The sequence below is a fragment of the Bacillus sp. AG4(2022) genome (assembly GCF_031844465.1).
In the GTDB taxonomy this organism is placed as follows: Bacteria; Bacillota; Bacilli; order Bacillales; family Cytobacillaceae; genus Bacillus_AB; species Bacillus_AB infantis.
The window spans coordinates 282,585-301,846 of record NZ_JAUZVH010000001.1; the positions used below are offsets into that span (position 1 = coordinate 282,585).

Annotated in this window: 23 protein-coding genes and 1 pseudogene; 1 reads left to right on the forward strand and 23 read right to left on the reverse strand. The window is 45.0% G+C overall.

The annotated features are described in order from the left end of the window. Nucleotides 1-135: 135 nt before the first annotated feature. From Q9R36_RS01405 to Q9R36_RS26085, 18 genes and pseudogenes are all read right to left on the reverse strand, one after another. Nucleotides 136-504: a YhfM domain-containing protein gene (locus Q9R36_RS01405; protein WP_094767281.1), complete on the reverse strand. Its 369-nt coding sequence runs from the start codon at nucleotides 502-504 to the stop codon at nucleotides 136-138. Between the two features lie 62 nt (nucleotides 505-566). Beyond that, on the reverse strand, nucleotides 567-1,046 hold the full coding sequence (locus Q9R36_RS01410; RefSeq protein WP_129612296.1) for an NUDIX hydrolase: 480 nt from the start codon (nucleotides 1,044-1,046) through the stop codon (nucleotides 567-569). Between the two features lies 1 nt (nucleotide 1,047). Beyond that, complete coding sequence (locus tag Q9R36_RS01415; protein ID WP_240684029.1) at nucleotides 1,048-1,527, reverse strand: NUDIX hydrolase; 480 nt, start codon at nucleotides 1,525-1,527, stop codon at nucleotides 1,048-1,050. Nucleotides 1,528-1,588: 61 nt separating this feature from the next. Then, a complete protein-coding gene (locus Q9R36_RS01420) occupies nucleotides 1,589-2,830 on the reverse strand; it encodes an MFS transporter (RefSeq protein ID WP_198018088.1) in 1,242 nt (413 codons plus the stop codon). A 54-nt stretch (nucleotides 2,831-2,884) separates the two neighbouring features. Further along, on the reverse strand, nucleotides 2,885-3,292 hold the full coding sequence (locus Q9R36_RS01425) for a GNAT family N-acetyltransferase (RefSeq protein WP_101547628.1): 408 nt from the start codon (nucleotides 3,290-3,292) through the stop codon (nucleotides 2,885-2,887). Between the two features lie 146 nt (nucleotides 3,293-3,438). Continuing rightward, a complete protein-coding gene (locus Q9R36_RS01430; protein ID WP_311224424.1) occupies nucleotides 3,439-3,885 on the reverse strand; it encodes a GNAT family N-acetyltransferase in 447 nt (148 codons plus the stop codon). Then, nucleotides 3,876-4,805, reverse strand: a complete 930-nt coding sequence (locus Q9R36_RS01435; protein ID WP_311224425.1) for an aminoglycoside phosphotransferase family protein — start codon at nucleotides 4,803-4,805, stop codon at nucleotides 3,876-3,878. The genes Q9R36_RS01430 and Q9R36_RS01435 overlap by 10 nt, the downstream gene beginning before the upstream one ends. A 59-nt stretch (nucleotides 4,806-4,864) precedes the next feature. After that, entirely contained in the window at nucleotides 4,865-5,713 is an 849-nt protein-coding gene (locus tag Q9R36_RS01440; protein ID WP_311224426.1) for a GNAT family N-acetyltransferase, read from the reverse strand. Between the two features lie 23 nt (nucleotides 5,714-5,736). Next, nucleotides 5,737-6,684, reverse strand: coding sequence for a Gfo/Idh/MocA family protein (locus Q9R36_RS01445; RefSeq protein WP_101547625.1), 948 nt, complete (start codon nucleotides 6,682-6,684; stop codon nucleotides 5,737-5,739). A gap of 109 nt (nucleotides 6,685-6,793) precedes the next feature. After that, complete coding sequence (locus Q9R36_RS01450) at nucleotides 6,794-7,684, reverse strand: phosphotransferase family protein (RefSeq protein WP_311224427.1); 891 nt, start codon at nucleotides 7,682-7,684, stop codon at nucleotides 6,794-6,796. Between the two features lie 10 nt (nucleotides 7,685-7,694). After that, nucleotides 7,695-8,411, reverse strand: a complete 717-nt coding sequence (locus Q9R36_RS01455; protein WP_224951845.1) for a class I SAM-dependent methyltransferase — start codon at nucleotides 8,409-8,411, stop codon at nucleotides 7,695-7,697. 15 nt (nucleotides 8,412-8,426) lie between these two features. After that, nucleotides 8,427-9,479 carry an ArsR family transcriptional regulator gene (locus tag Q9R36_RS01460; protein ID WP_224951844.1) on the reverse strand — a complete coding sequence of 351 codons (1,053 nt, stop codon included), beginning with the start codon at nucleotides 9,477-9,479 and terminating at the stop codon, nucleotides 8,427-8,429. 222 nt (nucleotides 9,480-9,701) lie between these two features. Next, complete coding sequence (gene sdaAA, locus Q9R36_RS01465; protein WP_009790789.1) at nucleotides 9,702-10,574, reverse strand: L-serine ammonia-lyase, iron-sulfur-dependent, subunit alpha; 873 nt, start codon at nucleotides 10,572-10,574, stop codon at nucleotides 9,702-9,704. Nucleotides 10,575-10,600: 26 nt separating this feature from the next. Further along, entirely contained in the window at nucleotides 10,601-11,260 is a 660-nt protein-coding gene (gene sdaAB, locus Q9R36_RS01470) for an L-serine ammonia-lyase, iron-sulfur-dependent subunit beta (protein WP_094767293.1), read from the reverse strand. A 29-nt stretch (nucleotides 11,261-11,289) separates the two neighbouring features. Continuing rightward, nucleotides 11,290-12,333: a PTS sugar transporter subunit IIC gene (locus tag Q9R36_RS01475; RefSeq protein ID WP_101547621.1), complete on the reverse strand. Its 1,044-nt coding sequence runs from the start codon at nucleotides 12,331-12,333 to the stop codon at nucleotides 11,290-11,292. A 39-nt stretch (nucleotides 12,334-12,372) separates the two neighbouring features. Beyond that, a complete protein-coding gene (locus Q9R36_RS01480) occupies nucleotides 12,373-13,029 on the reverse strand; it encodes a helix-turn-helix transcriptional regulator (protein ID WP_224951842.1) in 657 nt (218 codons plus the stop codon). Nucleotides 13,030-13,252: 223 nt separating this feature from the next. Beyond that, a complete protein-coding gene (locus Q9R36_RS26080) occupies nucleotides 13,253-13,747 on the reverse strand; it encodes a methyl-accepting chemotaxis protein (RefSeq protein WP_253619078.1) in 495 nt (164 codons plus the stop codon). A gap of 48 nt (nucleotides 13,748-13,795) precedes the next feature. Beyond that, nucleotides 13,796-14,188: pseudogene (locus Q9R36_RS26085) on the reverse strand (PAS domain-containing protein); the annotation flags it as partial. Between the two features lie 706 nt (nucleotides 14,189-14,894). Between Q9R36_RS26085 and Q9R36_RS01495 the strand changes: the two are divergent. Further along, a complete protein-coding gene (locus Q9R36_RS01495; protein ID WP_101547620.1) occupies nucleotides 14,895-15,521 on the forward strand; it encodes an FMN-dependent NADH-azoreductase in 627 nt (208 codons plus the stop codon). Between the two features lie 46 nt (nucleotides 15,522-15,567). Here Q9R36_RS01495 and Q9R36_RS01500 read toward each other — a convergent pair whose 3' ends face one another. From Q9R36_RS01500 to Q9R36_RS01520, 5 genes are all read right to left on the reverse strand, one after another. Then, the gene (locus Q9R36_RS01500) at nucleotides 15,568-16,203 is read right to left on the reverse strand and encodes an FMN-dependent NADH-azoreductase (RefSeq protein ID WP_009791632.1); all 636 of its coding nucleotides are present in this window, start codon (nucleotides 16,201-16,203) and stop codon (nucleotides 15,568-15,570) included. A gap of 86 nt (nucleotides 16,204-16,289) precedes the next feature. Then, nucleotides 16,290-16,664: a permease gene (locus Q9R36_RS01505; RefSeq protein ID WP_148949588.1), complete on the reverse strand. Its 375-nt coding sequence runs from the start codon at nucleotides 16,662-16,664 to the stop codon at nucleotides 16,290-16,292. Between the two features lie 4 nt (nucleotides 16,665-16,668). Continuing rightward, on the reverse strand, nucleotides 16,669-16,884 hold the full coding sequence (locus tag Q9R36_RS01510; protein WP_101547618.1) for a helix-turn-helix transcriptional regulator: 216 nt from the start codon (nucleotides 16,882-16,884) through the stop codon (nucleotides 16,669-16,671). Nucleotides 16,885-17,314: 430 nt separating this feature from the next. Next, complete coding sequence (locus Q9R36_RS01515; RefSeq protein ID WP_248138229.1) at nucleotides 17,315-18,499, reverse strand: alanyl-tRNA editing protein; 1,185 nt, start codon at nucleotides 18,497-18,499, stop codon at nucleotides 17,315-17,317. A 34-nt stretch (nucleotides 18,500-18,533) separates the two neighbouring features. Beyond that, nucleotides 18,534-19,256 carry a nucleotidyltransferase domain-containing protein gene (locus tag Q9R36_RS01520; RefSeq protein WP_101547616.1) on the reverse strand — a complete coding sequence of 241 codons (723 nt, stop codon included), beginning with the start codon at nucleotides 19,254-19,256 and terminating at the stop codon, nucleotides 18,534-18,536. Nucleotides 19,257-19,262 lie beyond the last annotated feature (6 nt).

Here is a 19,262-nt window from a genome sequence, read left to right on the forward strand (position 1 = left end):
TTATTCCAAATAAATCTTCTTCTTAATGAGGTGTATAGATATTCCTTGCATGGTCTCTGAAAGCACTAACTAATACAGGATGTCCTTACCTGCTAACAGCTATATCTGTTGTACTCAGCTAAAGAAAATAAGAACCTACTCCTGCCTGCTTAACACTCTCCCAATCTTATCAACGGACCGACGGGAAAGCGCATAGATTTTATGTGTATCATCAATATTCATAATCGTCCCATGACCTTCACCAATCCAGAGAAAATAAATCTTATTCCCCATAGCTACTTTGTAATCCGGCTCCGCCATATCTGCGATACCAGGTTGTTTCTTAGCGTTCCTGAAGGCATTCCTAAATATCTGGACTGATTTAGTGTCGGAAATTGTAATGGACCTTTCCCCTTCTAATGCATGCATCTTATACACTTCCACTTTCTCAACCTTCTCCGGCCACAGGTTCCAGCCGGCTAAAAGAACAAATGCCGCCAAAATAATCAGGAGTCTTTTTTTCAAAAAAATCACCTCTAACAGGTTAGACGTTTTTCCATTCAAGAGGTTACTTCAAGATTTTTCGACTAGCCCTTCACTTCCCAATCATCATAGCACTCTGCATCAACACTCAGCTTTTTAGTCCTAAGCCATTCAAATGCTTTGAGCACCAATGGCGACGCATTATCCCAGCTTGCTTCATACTCAGCAAGCCACAAGGCTCCAAACGAATCCTGACCATCAAACTCCAGCGGCTGAGTCAGTCTGCCAGTCCCCTCGACTTCATAAAAAACACAGATATGATGCACATGGGTATATTCCTTCCAACCCCAAGGAAGCATGAAATCAATAACGCCGATATTCCGGATGAATTCTATCTCTAAGCCTGTTTCTTCAAGAAACTCTCTCCTTAAAGCCATAGCCAGGCTTTCTGAATCCTCAAGGCTTCCTCCCGGCAGATCATAGCGATTGGTGTATGGACCGCCTTTTTTGTTTATCACCAGGAGTTTGTTTTTCTTGAAAAAGAGGCCATACACACCATAAGCCCGGTGCATTTTTGATTTCATATCAGCGGGCTACCACCAGTTTGCCTGCACGTAAAAAGTCAGGAGGACTCTTTTTAGCAAAGTGTCTTTCCACACTCATCAAAACCGCATCATTCCCCGGCAATGAGGCGGTTTCAATCGCTTCCGCAAATGACATCCATCTATAAGCTGAATGTTCATGATTTAAGATAACTTCCTGATGCTCCGGAACATAGCCGACAAAAACAGGCGCCATGTAAATATAATTGTCTTTCGCAGAGTATATCTGATCATATTGGTTGGATACATAAAGATAGGGCAGCGAGATGCCTGTTTCTTCTTTTATCTCTCTTAAAGCCGCTTTCCAGGCTGTTTCCCCTTCCTCTATGCTGCCGCCAATATAGCACCAGGCATCCGGCAGCACAGTTCCGGCTCTCTTTAAAAGTAATACCTTGCTTTCCTTCTCAAGCTTTTTAATTAAGATTGCTGCAATGCCTGTGCATCTTATTGCGACTTCTGACATAGATATACCTCCGAAAAATTTGTTAGCTTTTTTATAACGCATAGGTTTATTTCGCAAGATACTATCCAACCTTGGTCATTTTAAGTTGGATTTCAGGGGTATCTTCAGAAATATGATAAACCCTCCAATAAACCCCCACCAAAAAAATCCCCATTCCTACAAAAATAAAAGTAATCCCTATTTCCGGTATATATGCCATTGCCCAGATAAATAAACTGGAGATCATCCCTCCAACCGCCCCCACCAGTCCAAGGACTGATAGATGCTTTCCTCTTGAATGGGCAGGAAGCGATTTAGCGGTGATGGCCTGAAGGGTTGGCAGATAGATGAGCCCGCCGGCAGAAATGAAAAGCATACCCAGCATTAAGAGGGCTGGATGAATGAAATAGCTTAGGCAGATATAGCCCAGTACAAAAAGCAGCAAGCCCAGCATGAGGGACATTTTTTCCGAAAGCCTTTTGGTCAGCTTGAATATGAAGCCTGCTGCTATGGTGATGATGATCGTTTCTTCGAGATTCAGATAGCCGATCATCTTGTATCCTGAAATATCAATATCCCCAACAGGATATTTTGACACGATCCTGATGCTTAAATAATTGGGGAATTGTTCTTTCAATATATTGATAAGCAGCTGTCCTATGCATAAGAAAAGAAATAATTGTGAGGCAAAAATACTTAGTTTCTTTGCCGGTGCGGCTGGCAGCTCAGTGATTGCATCAGCAGCTTTAAGAGGAATGTCTTTTATCAGCAGGGAGGTCAATACAGCGGATAATATGGAAGTCAGGCCAACTATAAAGAACAGCATGGAAGAATGATTTTCAAAAAAGAATCCGCCCAATAAGCTTCCGCCGGCAAATGCAGTACTTGTAATCCACATAAAGTAGGTATAGATGATTTTTCTGTCCTTCTCATTGCTCGCATCAATGATCAAAGCAGAATAGGCGGGATTTGAGGCACTTTCAAAGAAATAAATAAAGCTGAATGCAACTACAATGGGAATGGCGTAAAAATGGTGGAGTGAATCAAAACAGTACACAATTAAAAAGCCGATTCCAGTCATCATTTCACTGGTGATGATGACTCTTTTCCGTCCGATCCGGTCAGCTGCTTGTCCGCCTAAAAGATATCCTATGATACTAATGATTCCAATGATGATAATCATCATAGTTGTTAAAGAAGGGCCAATTTTCGCTGCAAAATAGACAACCGTGTAAGGCATGACCATCGTATGAGCAAGCACGGTGAAAAATTTCAATAGCATTCTTACCCGGATGGTTACATCAAAAGATAAAAATTGTTTCATATATTTCTCCTCGCTAATTTAGAAAAAAGCACAGAGTATACCCCTGTGCTCCCCCTATTCTACACCTGATTGCCTCTCATAATTTCTGAATACCATTCCGCCGGCCCTAGTCATTCCCGCCTTCTCATAGAACGGAGCATGGGAATCATCACAAAGCAGATCAATCATATAAAGGCCATCAAGTTCTTTAAGCATCCTGTTTAACAGCTCTTTTCCTATCCCTTGGTGCTGATATTCCGGGAGGACTTCGAGCAATGGGATATACGCAGATAGAACATTGTCACTGATGGCAGTGATGAAGCCGGCTGCCTGCTCCGCTTTTTCATCAATGGCGAGGATCACTTTAAAGCTGTTTTCCAGCAATTTCAGATGCGTGTCCGGGGAGGGAGGATTCGGCCAATCTGCAAAAAAACCATTCAGCATGTCAGATGAAATGCCCTTTAAGGAAGATGTATAGATCATAAGAATTCAACCCCTGTCATTTATTAGGTATGTCGATTTCCCGGATCTCAATAAAATAATAAGAACACAGACTACCTCCGAAATGTGTAATAAGGAGTATTTCGACAAAAATCTCTCAAAACCTTTTTCTTCCAGTAATATTCTTGCTAGTCCCGCAGCTTTTTCTCAAGGATGATTTTATGCTTTCCTTTTTCATCTATATATGTTTCCAGTACATCAAATCCGTGCTTTGTATTCAGGGTCAGCATGTCCCGCCACTTGTTCATCGTTTTTGTTCGGATCACCCTGTACCCGCACCCCTTGATATATTCATGCTGCATCTCCATCAGCCTGGAAGCGATTCCTTTCCCTCTGAACTCCTCATCCACACCGCCAAGCCAGCTGTAAAACTTGCTCTCCTCCAATTCATAGCCCATCTTGTAGCCAATTACCCGTTCTTGACAGGCCGCAACTGCAACAAGCAGCTTAGGCTTATCAGCCATCTTACTTTCCAGCTGGCCCGATTCCCCGAAAATGGAAGCATGCAATGGAAGGATTTTGTCCAGCATTTCCTGTTTTGGCATTCCGGCATAAATTTGATAGTTTACTTCCACTGGCGCTGTCCCCCCTGATGCAAATCGTACCACTTAGGCCTCATTTTAGAAAAATAATCATGGTCTTCCAAAAACAGATACACTTTTTCCATCATCCCCTCAAGGTTTTCAGGGGTATGTTTTAATGTCCAGATAACCGTGGAAAAAGCACACATTCCCAGATAAACGGAATATAAGGTCCAAAACGCCTCTCCCGGTTCTTCCTGATCATGGTAGCCTTTTATTTGGCCAATTGAAAAAGGAATGCTTATATTACGGCTGAAGATGCCGATTTTTAGAAATTCATGTATCGGATCTCCCCAGTCAAACCGGTTAAAGTCAATAATGCCGGCCAGACTTTTATTTTGAATAATCAGGTTACCAGGATGGTAGTCATCATGCTGAAAAAGGCTGGGACGTTTTTTCATCCTGTGAAGGTTTTTTTCAATAAACTGGATGATTTTATCATCATGTTTGATTTTTACACCGCATGAAGAATATGCTTCCATATACTTCTTATGCTTTTCTGCTTTCCTTTTATACCAGGAAGGCATTCCTTCAGGAGCATGAAGCTGATGCATTTTCCTCAATTGACTTCCGGCCTCTAACCCTATTGCATACTGATCCTGATCAGAAAGGAACTTTATTTCTTCCTCCGCATCCTTCCCCTCGATAAAGGTGGTGATCATATATCCTCTCCCTCCTGCTTCGCCAATCTCTACTGGCTGGGAGCAGGGGATAGCATAACCATGCATTTTTTCTAAAATCGTGAACTCTTGTCTTTTTGATGGAAGTCCTGACAAATCAAAGAGCCTCAGAAGTAATTTGCTTTTATCCAAAGAAACCATATACTTCTCATCTTGTGAAAATCCTTTCTGTAAACGGACAATTCCGATGCTCTTCTTGAGCAGCGGTATTTCCTCTGCCAGCCTTTCCAGCATCCTGTCACCTCCGATGATAAAAAGGCCAAATCTCCGTGATTTGGCCTTCCGTTTTCAATTTAAACCCACTTCAGCATCACAGAATCAGCTGCCGGCTTATAGCCGATTTCCTGGTAGATATGATTGGAGGTTGGATTGGCTAAATCTGTGTAGAGTGAGCAAAACTTATAGGATTTGAGCAATTCCCTGCTCAATGCCGCCACACAGGCTGAAGCATAGCCTTTCTTCCGCTCCTCGTCAGGCGTATAGACGAGATTGACAACAACACCATGTTTGGTTGGCCTTGCTTTTTTCGCCATGGAAACAGGCCTTCCATCCTCCAGCCATAAATAAAGGGATCTTTCCGAGATAAACTGCCGCGCCTTTTTCCTTCCCTCTTCTATGCTCAGGGTATTTTCAGGAGTGGCTCTGCTGAAATCGGATATCCAGCCTGCAGCGAGCTCCTCATCCTTTTCAGAAGCCAGTGACAATGTTCCGCCTGCATATGGAAGATCGTTCACCTTCTCCAGGATATAAATCCTCTGATCCATCACAGTTTCGCTGCCTGCACCGGTCAATTTCTTCCATTCCGCTTCAGCCTTCCGCGCTGTTTCCTTTGGTGCCACGATTCCGGGAAAAGATATGTTTCTTTCAAAAAGCTCGCGCAGGACCAAAGCAGCCGCTTCATCAGGAATGTCTCCTGCAGACCATATCAGATAGTGCGGCGGTGTCATGATCAGTGCTGCTATGATTTCTGCCTCCCTTTCTGCCAATGCAAGGAAGGGATTTTTATAAGGGCTGTCAGGTTCTGCAGCCTGGTACAGCAGCCCAAGCGGAAGATTGTTTTCAGCTTCACGTTTAAGCAGGAACCTTTCTGTTCTCTGCAGAAATTCCTGCGGGTTTTCATATATTGTAAAACGCAGTCCCATTCTGCTTCCCCCAAGTCCTTTAATTATGTATTCAGCAGCTGCTCAAGGACTTCCTGCACTTTGTATCCTTGATTAAAGCTGACTATCCTTGCTTTTCCCCCATCAATGCTATGGCAGATTTCGCTGACAAGATCCATATCATTTTCACGCTCGACAGGCAGCATTTCTGCTTCAGCATCAATCGTGCTTTCAGCAAGCTGGCTCCAGTTTTGCAGATCAATGGTCCCTTTTTCTCCAAAAATCTTGAAAGAAATCTTTTCCTGCTGGCCGATCCCGCTCGCACCGTTGAAGACGACAGGAATATTCTCGCCAGCCGTCATCACTGCCACAAAACCTGTCTCGCATAAATCCGTATCTTCAGGATAGTCAACAAAGGAACGGACATCCTTAATATCGCCGAAAACGTCCATGATCATTTGGATATAGTGCGGCCCGACTTCGCGGATGAATCCGCCCTGCTCCCTGCCGGCGATCCAATTATTCTTCTGCCATTTCCTTGGCCATTCAGTGAAATGAAGATTTACTTCCACACGCTTAATTTCACCGAGCGACCCATCTGCTGCTTTTTCCTTGAAAAGGCGGAACACATTGCTGTACATCATTGGAAAATTGATTGCATTGACGATGCCGGCCGCCTCTGCAGCCTCTGCCATTTCCTTTGCTTCCTCAATTGAATTGGCAAGCGGCTTTTCACAAAGAATATGTTTTCCTTTTTTAATTGCATCCAAAGCGATCTGATGGTGGAATTTTGGAGGCACGGCTATGTATACTAGTTCGATTTCTTCATTATTTAATAGTTCCTCATAGTTGCTGTACAAAGCAACTTCCCCTAGTTCGCTTTTAAGAGCTTCGAGCCGGGTTTCGTTCGTATCGCAAAGTGCTGCGACTCTTGTTCCTTCATTATACTGAAAATTTCTCAGCACTCTCTCTCCGATGGCACCGAGTCCGATAATCCCCACATTTTTAGACATGCTAACACTCCTATTTCTAATCTTTTGACAATTTCTATTATAGCTTATTGCGGCGGAAATGGGGATTGGAATGTTTGAGCCTTTGTAGTTTACATAATAATATTATAAACTACAATAGATAGGCTATTCTTCTATGAAGCTCCTTAACTCTTATCCCCGCTGCTTCCCCCTGTTTTGGATCAATGCTTTCAGTATGAAATAACACGGCAAGCATTGTGGCTGTATCAAACTGATAAAGATACTGAACAGCCTCTGGCACCCTTGCTATTTCCAACTCCGCCCCTGCATATCCCAGGATAAATTCATCTGTCAGAAGCCCATAATCTTTTATTCTCATAAGCTCCAGGACAGGATCTCCAATCAGCGCATTTGTCCAGTCGATGACAGCAGCCGCCTTTCCTTTTTGGAAAATAAGGTTTTCCGGCCTCAGATCCATATGCAGCAGCCGCTTTTTCTGCTTGAATGAAGATAAGATCCCGAATATATCTTCCGGGTCAGGCAGCGGCAGGCTACACTTCAGAACCCTTTCAGCTGCTTTTGCCCTAAAGGCAATCCTCTCAGCCAATGACTGGTGTACATCCTGCTCAGAGATGCCTGACTCTGGCAAGATTTCAATGCTGTGCAGCTCCATTGCAATTCTTCCTATTTCTTCAATGGAGACACTCTGATCTCCCTCCACAAATTCCTGAACCAGAAAATCTGCTGTTTCACCAAGGTGCAGATGGCAGATGGCCGGCACCGGCAGGCCATACTTTCTGCCATGGCCAGTCAATGCATATTCTTTCAGTAATCCCACCCTTGAATCGCTGATGGTATCTGTTTCCCTATCAATCTGCCGGGACCAGGGAGTCCGGATGGCTACCTTTCCCCACTCAGGTGAATAGCCCTTGAACACGCAATTTTCAACACCAAACGCAAATGGTTCAATATCTGAAATGTGGGTTCTTCCTTCGCATTCTTCCTGTACATTCTTTAATAATCCTTTTATTCTCTCATCCATAGCAGGTCTCCTATTCTTTCTTTTGAAAAAGCGCAGTCAGCAGGCCGGAAACACCGAACTCTGCATCATCCCCGTTCTTCTTTTTCATCGGTCTGATTTCAACTGCTCTGTAATCTCTGAATAAATGGAGGAGTTTTTCCTCTGTGAAGCCGAGTCCGCCCTTCATGCTGCGTTCTCTATAGACATCCCAGTCTGATTGAGACGAGCCGCCCAGCTCCCCGTTTTCTTCAAAGCAAGTTAGCGCAAAAAAGCCATTTGGCTTCAGCCTGTCACGCAAGATGGCAAAGTAATCGGCTCTCCGATGCGGCGGGATATGGTGAAAGCAGCCTGAATCGTAAATAAAATCGTATCCGGCAAAGCTCTGGTCCAGCTGGAAAATATCCGCTTCAATGAAACGTATATTCGCAAGATTCTCCCTCGTTCTCTCCCTTGCCCAATTCAGTGCTTCTTTAGAAGAATCTACAGCATCCACCGTGCACCCTCTTTCTGCCATGTAAATGGCGTTCCTTCCTGGTCCGCAGCCGAGTTCCAGCACCCTGCCTGCTCTCACCTGTCCCTTATTGAAATAAGCAGCCAAATTCTCATCAGGAACATTCCTGAAAAATGGGACATGGTTTTCCCTTCTTTCATAAAATTGGTCCCATTGAAATGAAGTTTTCTCTTTAAGCAGGAGATCCAGCATGTTCATTACATCTTCTGCTGTTCTAATCGTTTCTAAGCCAGACATCTTTCTTCCCCCCCTTCATTGCAGAGACAGTAATAAATCTGGGTGAAGTCCCTGCAGCTCGTTTATTTTTTCCTCCAGCTTTGCAGCATCAAATCCGCTCTTAAACACTTTTTTATCCGGCAGAAAGGTGATGCTCGTTCCCGTTTCATTTGTTTCCCCTATAGGAACCACCCGGGTAAAAGCCTTGCCATATTGATATTCCTGTCTGTAAATCATCGTGTCCTTTTTGATCAGGACTGTCAGCTTTTCTGAAAAAGCGTTGATTGCCGCAACAGGAATACCGGCTTTTTCATTCGATGAATCTTCCAGATAGTTTTTCTCAACATCTGTCAGTACGTCCTGCAGCCTGCTCATGCTGGTTCCCTCCAGCAGGGAAACCGGGATGCCGCGGCCATCATCGGAAACAGTCGCACTTCCATCACTATGCAGGTATATATTTATTCTGGACGCATAACCTGCTTCATACTCCTGGACTGCGTGATGGATGAGTGAAAACAGCAATATGTTTGCGTCAAAATCTCCTTCAGTTTTCATGTCCATTTTTTCTGGTTCTTCCCTAAGCGCTTCCAGTGCTAAATAGCGGCTGCTCTCAAACATTTCTGCTGCGCCAGCCAGCTGGAGAAGTATTGGAAGAATTTTATCGCCTGCGATTGAATAGCTTCCTCCCCTTTCCTTCTGTTCAATAATGCCGGCATGCAGCAGCGGCTTCATGTGGTGGTAGAGCTGGCCGGTCGTCCCCATCCCGAGTTCTTTGACTAATTCCGCTGCATTCTTCGGCTCCTGCAGGAGAGACTTGATTATTTCTATTCTTTGTTTGTGGCCAAGAGAGGAGAGAATATTCGCAAGGCTGCCGCTGTCTGGCGCCAGCACTTCCCCGAGGGTTTTGGACGCCGGCCTCCATTTTCTCCTTCCTTCATCGGTTGTTATTGTCCCTCTATAGGAGATACTGGTAAACAGGCTCTCTTCTTCACTTTCTTGGATCAAAGAAACTGCATCTATGCTGTCTGCTTTCTTTATAAGAATCTCCAGCTGCTGCTTGATATGGTTAAGTTCTTCTTTGAATGGCATAATGACCTCCGTAGTTCTGCATCACCTTTTATGTTATTACGTAATTACATAATAGCATAATATCTACAAATGATCTTGATTTTTCAGAAAGTTTTATTTGTTTTCAACAAGGAATGTTTTTTTAAATATTTGATGACCATTCCGCTTGCTTACCTACCTTTAATTACGGTTATAAAACAAAAAAATCCCCCGCTTATAAAAGCAGAGGATTTCTCCAGCATATTATTTTCCAAATATTTCGGCCTGCAGCCTTTTTCCTGTTGGAGTGGCAGCAAGCCCGCCCTCTGCTGTTTCACGCAGTGAGGATGGCATTGTCAGTCCGATTTTATACATAGCAATGATGACTTCATCGCATGGAATCCGGCTGGTGATGCCGGCAAGGGCCATGTCTGCAGCCGTCATGGCATTCGATGCTCCCATAGCGTTTCTTTTTACACACGGGACTTCAACCAGACCTGCAACCGGGTCGCATACAAGGCCGAGCATATTCTTCAAGGTGATGGCCATAGCCTCTGCTGCCTGGGAAGGAGTTCCCCCTGCCAGCTCGACAATGGCAGCCGCAGCCATTCCGCTCGCTGAGCCCACTTCAGCCTGGCACCCGCCGGCAGCTCCGGAAATGGAAGCATTGTTGGCGACAACAAATCCAAAGGCTGCTGATGTGAACAGGAATTCAATCATTTCCTGCCTTGTCGGGTTCAGCTTTTCTTTTACTGCGAACAGGGTGCCAGGCACTACACCAGCTGATCCGGCTGTCGGTGTGGCACAGATGACGCCCATTGCGGCATTGACTTCGTTGGTGGCAACCGCTTTGCTGACAGCATCAAGCAGCAGGTTTCCGGATAAAGCTTTTCCGCTTTTGATATAATTCTGCAAGAGGACCGCGTCTCCGCCTGTAAGGCCGGAAACCGACTTGACGCCTTTCAGGCCGCGTTCGACCGCTTCTTCCATTACGGTCAGGTTACGGTCCATCTGGGCAATGATTTCCTCGCGTGTCCGCCCTGATACTTCTATTTCCTGCTGAATCATGATTTCAGCTATTTTAACGCCCTTGCTCTCGGCAAGTTCGACTACTTCTGCTACATTGCGAAATAACATTGTATTCCCTCCCGGCTCCTAATCTTCTATTCTGCCATTCTGATGATTTGTGTGATATTAGGAAGCTGTTCCAATTCTCTGATCACGTCCAGATCGATGCGCTGGTCCACTTCAATGACCATCATTGCCATCTGGCCCTTTTCTTTGCGGGAAACTTCCATATGGCCGATATTGATCCGGTGCATCGCCAGTACATGAGTGACAGCGGATATGGCGCCGAATTGGTCGTTGTGGATGACCAGTATGGCAGGATTTCCAGAAAGCTTTAGTTTGAACGAGTTAAGCTCTGTAATTTCTATAGTGCCACCGCCGATGGAGATGCCTGTCAGGTCAAGCTCATGCTTACCATCAGTCAAGTGAATGGATACAGTATTCGGATGGTCCATGACAGTGTCTTCTATTCTGAATTCAATGTCAAGGCCGGCTTCCTTTGCCAGGCCCAAGGACTGCGGAATCCTTTCATCGAATGTGTCGAAATCGAGAAGCCCGCCTACAATGGCCACATCTGTTCCATGCCCTTTATATGTTTTGGCGAATGAACCGTACAGGGAAATGACCGCTTTGTTTGGCATGTTTCCAAAAAGGGTCCTTGCCACCCTGCCGATGCGTGCAGCACCAGCAGTATGTGAGCTCGATGGACCAATCATGACCGGACCAATAATATCAAACGCAGATCTATATTTCATTTTGCAACCCTCGCAATATCAGATGATTTTCAGGCAACTTCCTGAACACTTTGGTTTTTTCCTTCTTTTAGTTCAGCTACTGTTCTTATTTTATAATTTTTAAACAAGATTGACCCAACAAGGCCGCTGACTGCTCCGGCAGCTGCACATGATAGGGCAATGATTGTCACTTTTACAGGGTCATTAAAACCATACATAACAGCCAGGCCGGCAATTGGAGTCGCTGTTCCTGTCGCATTATTGATCAAGCCTGACAAGGCAACAATAACGCCGGCAGCAGCGCCTCCAATGAAATTTGTCACATACACTGGAATTGGATTGGCTGAAATGATATGAGCCTGTGTCAGTGGCTCGATGGCTACGGAAATCGTTGTCTTGCGGTCACCGAATTTTAAGCGGCTGAACAGCACATAGTTCATGAAAGATGAGCCGAACACTGCGAGTGCCCCGATGGCCATGGGAACCCCGGTCAGCCCCAGCATGGCTGTAAGCGCCATGGAGCTTAATGGTGCTGTTGCCACGACAGTAATGACTCCTCCGAGTATGATGCCCATAAGAATCGGGCTGCTGCTGGCTGTTTCTGTAATGATACCGCCGATATTCAATAGTGTAGCATCTACAACAGGCTTTAGATATACGGCAATCAGCCTGACTAAAGGCGCCGCCACAATGATGGTCACAATTAAGTCAAAGCCCGCAGGCACTTTTTCTTCTATCTTTTTCACAATAAAAGCTACCAGATATCCTGCAATAAATCCAGGCAATAGTCCGAGCCCGGCACAAGATACCCCAAGCATTAAAGCATACACCGGAGAGACGCCGATTGCAAGCGCCACGAGTGCTGCAGCTGCAACTCCGCCCATGCTCCCGGCTGCATCCCCTACTTCCCCCAGGAAAGCAATCCCGAGGAGATCGCCCCCAACATATCGCTGAAAAGCTTCTACCAAAAAGGCAGCTACTGCAGCACTGGCAAGAGCCCCCATCGCTTTCATCCCTTTAGGTGCTTTAAAGCTGAATAGTGAAAAGAAGGCTAGTACAATTAATAATAAGACTGTTCCTTTTAAGATTTCCATTGCAAACACTCCTCTAAGCTGTCATAGTCCTGCTGCTGTTCACTGCTTTTGAAATTCACTTTCGGTGCGGATTTTCTGCAGATAGTTGTAGACCGTGAACTTGGAAACTCCCAGTACATTCGCTACATAATCTGTTGCTCCTTTTATTAAAAAGGCGCCTTTTTCCTCAAGCTGCCGGACGCATTCTACTTTTTCTTCCAGCTGCATGATAGAGGGAGATTTCTTAAACCCGTTAAGCACCTGTTCTACCATCCCGTGGATTACGTCCTGCACAGACGAATAAAAATTCTCTTCTTTTGTTTCGCCCGAATGGATAGAAATAAAATCTTCTATTTCCCCTCCGAATTGCATGAATAGACTAATGTCGTAATTGATGCAAAGGGCGCCGACCACATGATTCTCCCCATCTCTCAGAAAAATGGTAGAGGATTTTAAAATCGCCCCTTTTTTTGTCTGTGTGCGGTAGTTTGGGATGTCATCAACTTTATCTTTTTTCTTTGCCAATTCATTCAGCACCAGATCTGTAATAGGCGATCCGATCTGACGGCCTGTCAGGTCGCCTGCTATATACACAAGCGAGTTCTTCAGGCTCGAAAAATCATGGACGGCTACTTCACAGCGCTTCCCGAACATGGCAACCAGCATGTCTGCTGTTCTCGAGGCTAAATCAAATACAGGCTTAGCAGACTCCTTCACAGCATTGCACCTCAATTCCTGTAATCGCTTTCAAATTATCGCAGGTTCATAATAACATAGATTCTATAATGTTAAAATAATTTTTTAACCGTTACAAAAAAATTGTAACATTCAAAAGAAAAAGAATCTCCATCAATGGAAATTCTCAGACTGTCGAGAAACTCTCGGCAGCTAAAACCGGCTGCCTGTCAGCAGGCAGCCGGTCTTCTTTCCCTTAAATTACTTACTTCAAAATGTCCTTGAACGCCTTTGCCCTGCTATCAAGCGATCGGGCTGCACTCTCTATGCCCTTGAATTCCGCCATTGCCTGTTCGTTCAGCAGCCTGCTTTTTTCAATTCCATCCCTTGATTGCCTGGTGGCTTCACTGATATTTTTTACCTCGCCTGAAATGCCTTCGATATGGGCGTTCACTTCACCGATGGATTCCTGGACCCTGGTGGCAAGCTTTCTGACCTCGCCGGCAACAACATTGAACCCTCTCCCATGCTCGCCTGCACGGGCTGCCTCGATGGCTGCATTGAGTGCAAGAAGATTTGTCTGGGCAGCTATTTCGCGGATTGTTTTGACAATATCGCCAATGGACAGTGCCTGCATTTTAAGAGTATCCAGCATTTTCAGATTCTCTCTTGAATCTCCAGCAAGCTTCTCGGATGCTTCCGCAGCTTCTTCGCTCCTGGTAATCCCGAGCTCGGCCCGATTTAGCAGCTCTCCCGCCATGTTTTGGAGTTCATTTGCAACCGCAACCGTATTGCTTTCTCTTTCATTTATATTTGTAGCCAGTTTTACCACGGCGATGACATTTCCTTCTTCATCTCTCACTGGGGTATATGTAGCTTCAAGCCAAATCAGGTTTCCTCTCTTCGTCACACGCTGGATTTTTTCCTGAAAGCTTTTGCCGCTCCGTAAGTTTTTCCATAGTACAGAATAAGCGGGACTGCTGGCAAATTCATCTGTACAAAATTTCCGGTGATGCATGCCCTTCATTTCGTTCACATCATATTCCATGGTACTTGCAAAATGATGATTTGCCCATAGCACAGTGCCTTGCGGGCTGAACTCAATCATCGCATGTGACCTTTCAATGGCAGCCAATACGGCACCCTCGTCCAGAACCTGTGATGTGCTTGGAATATTGTTAGCTGGGACAGTCAATGTCATGCTTTTCCTCTTCTCCTTATATTTAGGCCGATGCTTCTGCGGCAGAGTCTCCGAGGAAGCATGTCAGCCTGATCCTGCAGGCCGGCTGCACTGCCGGCTCCTGCTCATGAAAGCGCCGAAACATACGTAAACTCCACGCCTCCACCTATATAAGACTATTGTACTAGCCAGTGTAAGCAGTAAACAACCAGGAGTGTTCCGCTAAATGTAACAAAACAGCTACACAGCTAGATTTGACATGCCATTTTTAAAACTATTCTCTCACATCTCAAAATAGATTTTCGCCTTTCAAAGCAGGACTGTCTCTTACCCTCTGCAGGTTTGTCCCCGGCACTGAAAGGGAATAGAAATGGAAATAAACCGAGGAGGTATCCCGCTATGAAGAAATTGGTGAAAAATATCATTAAATGGGCTCCTATAGCCTATCCGATCGTGAAAAAAATGTGGGGAAAAAGGAAAGCGCGCCAGTTAAAAGCATCGTCATAGTTGTGAGTAATCGAAGGAAGTAGTTGGGCCGGGAGACCGGCGCCTTCTTTTTTTATTGACAGCTTCAGGATTGGAGAGGAGTTAGATGTTTTTTGGATAAGCAGATGCTTTGACCCATTCAGCCTGACTAGCTATAATAGCCAATATCCGCTTATTATCTTGAATTAAAAGTATTTAATCTGCGGAAAACTTCTTAGTAACTAACGGAGGAATTATTCTTATGTCAAACGTATTATTCATCAAAGCAAACTCACGCCCAGCTGATCAGGCAGTCAGCGTGCAAATGTACGATGCATTCCTAAGCAGCTATAAGGAGAACCACCCGGAAGATACCGTCACTGAACTGGATTTGTTTGAAGAAAATCTTCCTTATTATGATAATCTTCATATTACAGCAATGTACAAGCTAGGCCAGGGCATGGAGCTGACTGCAGAAGAAGAAGCTGCTGCAGCCCGCGTCACAAAGTATTTGAACCAATTCCTTGAGGCGGATAAAGCTGTGTTCGCATTCCCGCTCTGGAACTTTACGGTCCCAGCTGTCCTTCACACATACTTTGACTATCTGGCACAAGCCGGCAAAACATTCAAATACACTGAAAACGGTGCTGTAGGACTTCTTACTGATAAAAAAGTCGCTCTCTTGAATGCAAGGGGCGGAGTTTATTCAGAAGGCCCTGCTGCAGAGGTCGAAATGTCTGAGAAGTATGTAAGTACACTTCTGGCTTTCTTCGGAGTACAGGACGTCACTTCCATCGTGACCGAGGGGCACAACCAGTTCCCTGATAAAGCGGAAGAAATCATTTCTGAAGGCATCAAGCAGGCTGCTGATACAGCTGCAAAATTCTAAATACAAGAAGAGATTTCTGCCTGGCAGAAATCTCTTTTTTTCATGCTTAAAAGGTTTTGGCTTTCTCTTTCGCCTTTGCCACGCCTTCTTCTTTAATTTGCTGGGCGCGGTCCGGGAATTGATTGTGGCCTTCGATAAAGATGCCTTCAAAAGAAGGAATCCCAAAGAACTGCATAATGATTCCTATATAGCGGTGGCCCATTTCCATCTCTGCAGCCGGACCCTCGGAATAGATCCCGCCGCGCGCCTGGATATGAAGGGCCTTCTTATCAGGAAGAAGACCTACCGGCCCTTGTTCTGTATATTTGAATGTCTTCCCTGCTGTACAAACAGAATCAAGATATGCCTTCATCACTGGAGGAAATGAGAAGTTCCACAAAGGAGTAACAAAAACATATTTATCCGCAGAAACAAATTGCTCAGTCAGTTCAGAAAGCCTGTTCACTTTTTCTTTTTCTTCCTGAGACAAGTCATCAAAAGAGCTGCCTGTGCGAAGCTTGCCCCATCCGCTGAATACATCTGCATCAATCTGGGGAATATGCTCTTTATACAGATCAAGCCTTATGACTTCATCCCCTGGATTGGATTCACGGTAAGATTCAATAAATGCCGTTCCGGCAGCCATGCTGAATGATTGTGTTTCATCATGGGGATGTGCAGTGATATATAATAAAGTTGCCATAGAATACCCGCCTTTTTATTGAGATTTACCTTTTTAGCTTTCTCAAAATGGCAGGATTTCAGTTCTGTTAAATTCCGCCGTCCCTGTCAAATCCTTTTAGAAACGTATACCATGGACAAAAAGACCGTGCTGATTGTCAGGCTGGATAAAATTTCCATCAGCTCAAGCGCAGAAATATCAATAATCCCAAGACCAAGCAGCAGAAAAAAGATGAAGAAATAGACAATGAGGGCAAAATAAGCGTAAAAGAGGCCTTTCTGGCGGATCATCTTCATTCTTTCGTCCTTTTGCTTGAATTGAGGATAAAGGTATCCCATTGAAAAGCTCATAACTGTCATCGAAAGAAGTGTCCATGTCTGCGGCAGGATGCTTTCCCCTGCCGATATAGCAATGACGGCCATAAAGAGGGTCATGATTAAAAATAAGCCCCCGCATATATAGAAAGTCAGTCTTGATTCCATCCGTTCATTCTCCTTTCTTGTTTGTTTCTTCTTCATAGATAAAAATATGTTCAATCGTTGTATCAAAGGTCTTCGCAATTTGAAATGCAAGCGGAAGAGAAGGTGAATATTTTCCTTTTTCAATGCTAATGATCGTCTGCCTTGAGACACCCAGCCTGGCCGCAAGCCGGTCCTGCGAAAAACCATGCTTCTTTCTCAGCTCTGCCAAATTATTTTTCATAAACGTCCTCCTTGGTTTTACTATATTGTAAAGGGAACTTTACGTCAAGCGTGCTTTACATATGATACTGAGGGGTGGACAGTAATCACTATTTCTGCGAATAGCCATAATTGTGGTTCTAGGCATGCTCGCTGGGACCACTATTTCTGTGTAAAGCTAAAATAGTGGTTCTAGCCACGCTCGCTGGGACCACTATTTCTGTGTAAAGCTAAAATAGCGGTTCCAGCCACGCTCGCTGTAACCACTATTTCTGCGAATAGCCAAAATAGCGGTTCCAGGCTAACACGCTGGGTCCACTACTTCGCTGAAAGACCACTAAAATAGCCAGCCATACTCCCAAAAATCACTTTTCTGACAAAAGAAAAGCTGAAAACAACACATCAAAAAAAGGAAGACCCCATATTTCCCAGGACCTTCCACAAAATATCAATCAAAGACTATCCCCCATCAGCTCAAGAAGCCTTTCTCCGCTCATTTCAGTTTCTCCGCCTCCCTGGGCAAAATGCTTGTTTCCCCCGCCTCTGCCATGAATGGCAGGAAGAATGGACTGGATGATCTTTTTCATATCTGCCTCCGTTTTTGTTCCGCTCGCACATACGGCCTGCAGCTGCCGGCCGTTTTCCGCTGCAAACAAGACAATCGCCTGGTCATTTTGAATGGCAATAGACTTGGCCAGTTTCTGAAGCTCCTTAACATTTCTATCGCGAAAAACCTTCCGGATGATGGGTGATCCATCAAGGACGCTTCTGGCATATTCCTTTCCTTCCTGCTCAAGCAGCTGGTTCTTTAGTTCCTCCAGTTCTTTTTCCATCTGTTTCTGCGTATCGAGCAGCTTGATGATGGCATCGGGTATTTCACCCTCAGGCGAACTGACCAGCTGGCTTGTCCGATTCACAATTACATTCTTAGTGTGCAGCTGCTTCAGCACCCTGCCGCCGCAGACAAATTCTACCCTGGTCTGCTTCTTCTGCCGGCTCCAGCCGAGAATTTTTATCGCCTGGACTTCCCCGGTAGCTCTTGGGTGGGTTCCGCCGCAGCCGTTATAGTCAAATTCAGGAATGATAACAAGGCGGATATTCTCTTTTACCTTAGTTTCTTTTCTTAATGTGTAGGCCGCAAGCTCACTCTCACTGACCCATTTGGTTTCGATCGGAAGATTATCGGTAATAATTTCATTCGCTTTTCTTTCTGCCCTTGCTGCTTCTTCCTCACTCAGGTTCTCTGTTTCAATATCGATAGTCAAAGTCTCTTTTCCAAGATGAAAGCTGACAGTCCTGTACCCAAACAGCTCATCAAAGGCAGCAGATAGAATATGCTGGCCTGAATGCTGCTGCATATGATCGAATCTTCTCTGCCAGTTAACCCTTCCATCGACTTCTCCTGATTCCGGAAGCCTCTCTTCAAGATAATGCCTGATTTCGCCTTCTTCTTCTTCAACATCAGTTACAGAGATACCGTGAATCGTCCCTGTATCAAAGGGCTGGCCTCCTCCGGTCGGATAAAAAGCAGTCCGGTCAAGAACTGCATACCACTTACCGTCAGAGTTCTGATCCTGGCAGATGACCGAAGCTGTAAATTCTTTTATGTAAGGATCTTGATAATATAACTTTTCCATCTGGGTTTTCATTCCTTTTTATTATTTCTTATGATTATTTCCCACTTAGCGAAAAACCGTCAAAGCATCTGCCGCCAAATGGCTTCATGATGTCATCCACAAGCTCAATGACGGGCTGTTTTTCCCCGAATTGATAAAAGCCGTCGAAGCATTCCGCAAACCTGTATGCCAGAGCTTGATCATAATAGGATAATTCCCTGTAAATCCATTTAGACTGGCCAATCCATTGTTTATTGGTTCTAAGAAGAAATTCATGCGCCAGCTCAGCCAGCTTTCCAGCAATAAAAAGAGATTCATGCCTTTTGGCGCTGCCGATGAAATCCTCCAGTGCATCAGTCAGGAAATAGCGCTTAAATGTCAGCTCAGCATCTGTCCACAGAGCAGGGCCCGCAGCCATCAAGGCGGCAGCTTCCTTCCTAACCCCGCCAAGAAAGTCCTTACCTCTAAGCACCAACCCTTCCGCCACCATCCGTGGAAGCGTCGGCCTGGCCCTTTCTGCATCCTTCTGGAAATATCCCCTGCACGAATCTTTGGTGTGTACAAAAAGCTCAACCGGCCATCCTTTATAATAGAAGGATTCTCTTCTGACAGAACCAGTTTTATCATAGATTACAATGATATCCAGATCTGAAGTGGAGGTTGCTTCTCCCCTTACGACACTTCCTCCAAGGATGGCCCCACTGCAGTCCGGGAATCTTTCATTGATGAGCATTTGTGCAGTTTCGACCGCAGGCAGCCTTACTATTATCTCTGTCATTTTTTC

What these genes read in the sequence shown, in the direction of transcription:
- Q9R36_RS01500 (WP_009791632.1), bottom strand. Translation starts at nt 16,203, where the DNA reads ATGGCAACTTTATTATATATCACTGCACATCCCCATGATGAAACACAA.
- Q9R36_RS01420 (WP_198018088.1), bottom strand. Translation starts at nt 2,830, where the DNA reads ATGAAACAATTTTTATCTTTTGATGTAACCATCCGGGTAAGAATGCTA.
- Q9R36_RS01520 (WP_101547616.1), bottom strand. Translation starts at nt 19,256, where the DNA reads ATGACAGAGATAATAGTAAGGCTGCCTGCGGTCGAAACTGCACAAATG.
- Q9R36_RS01455 (WP_224951845.1), bottom strand. Translation starts at nt 8,411, where the DNA reads ATGTCTGGCTTAGAAACGATTAGAACAGCAGAAGATGTAATGAACATG.
- Q9R36_RS01475 (WP_101547621.1), bottom strand. Translation starts at nt 12,333, where the DNA reads ATGGAAATCTTAAAAGGAACAGTCTTATTATTAATTGTACTAGCCTTC.
- Q9R36_RS01510 (WP_101547618.1), bottom strand. Translation starts at nt 16,884, where the DNA reads ATGAAAAATAATTTGGCAGAGCTGAGAAAGAAGCATGGTTTTTCGCAG.
- Q9R36_RS01445 (WP_101547625.1), bottom strand. Translation starts at nt 6,684, where the DNA reads ATGTCTAAAAATGTGGGGATTATCGGACTCGGTGCCATCGGAGAGAGA.
- Q9R36_RS01410 (WP_129612296.1), bottom strand. Translation starts at nt 1,046, where the DNA reads ATGAAATCAAAAATGCACCGGGCTTATGGTGTGTATGGCCTCTTTTTC.
- Q9R36_RS01440 (WP_311224426.1), bottom strand. Translation starts at nt 5,713, where the DNA reads ATGGGACTGCGTTTTACAATATATGAAAACCCGCAGGAATTTCTGCAG.
- Q9R36_RS01450 (WP_311224427.1), bottom strand. Translation starts at nt 7,684, where the DNA reads ATGGATGAGAGAATAAAAGGATTATTAAAGAATGTACAGGAAGAATGC.
- Q9R36_RS26080 (WP_253619078.1), bottom strand. Translation starts at nt 13,747, where the DNA reads ATGGCGGGAGAGCTGCTAAATCGGGCCGAGCTCGGGATTACCAGGAGC.
- sdaAB (WP_094767293.1), bottom strand. Translation starts at nt 11,260, where the DNA reads ATGAAATATAGATCTGCGTTTGATATTATTGGTCCGGTCATGATTGGT.
- Q9R36_RS01515 (WP_248138229.1), bottom strand. Translation starts at nt 18,499, where the DNA reads ATGGAAAAGTTATATTATCAAGATCCTTACATAAAAGAATTTACAGCT.
- Q9R36_RS01435 (WP_311224425.1), bottom strand. Translation starts at nt 4,805, where the DNA reads ATGCTGGAAAGGCTGGCAGAGGAAATACCGCTGCTCAAGAAGAGCATC.
- Q9R36_RS01415 (WP_240684029.1), bottom strand. Translation starts at nt 1,527, where the DNA reads ATGTCAGAAGTCGCAATAAGATGCACAGGCATTGCAGCAATCTTAATT.
- Q9R36_RS01505 (WP_148949588.1), bottom strand. Translation starts at nt 16,664, where the DNA reads ATGGAATCAAGACTGACTTTCTATATATGCGGGGGCTTATTTTTAATC.
- Q9R36_RS01460 (WP_224951844.1), bottom strand. Translation starts at nt 9,479, where the DNA reads ATGCCATTCAAAGAAGAACTTAACCATATCAAGCAGCAGCTGGAGATT.
- Q9R36_RS01495 (WP_101547620.1), top strand. Translation starts at nt 14,895, where the DNA reads ATGTCAAACGTATTATTCATCAAAGCAAACTCACGCCCAGCTGATCAG.
- Q9R36_RS01425 (WP_101547628.1), bottom strand. Translation starts at nt 3,292, where the DNA reads ATGATCTATACATCTTCCTTAAAGGGCATTTCATCTGACATGCTGAAT.
- sdaAA (WP_009790789.1), bottom strand. Translation starts at nt 10,574, where the DNA reads ATGTTATTTCGCAATGTAGCAGAAGTAGTCGAACTTGCCGAGAGCAAG.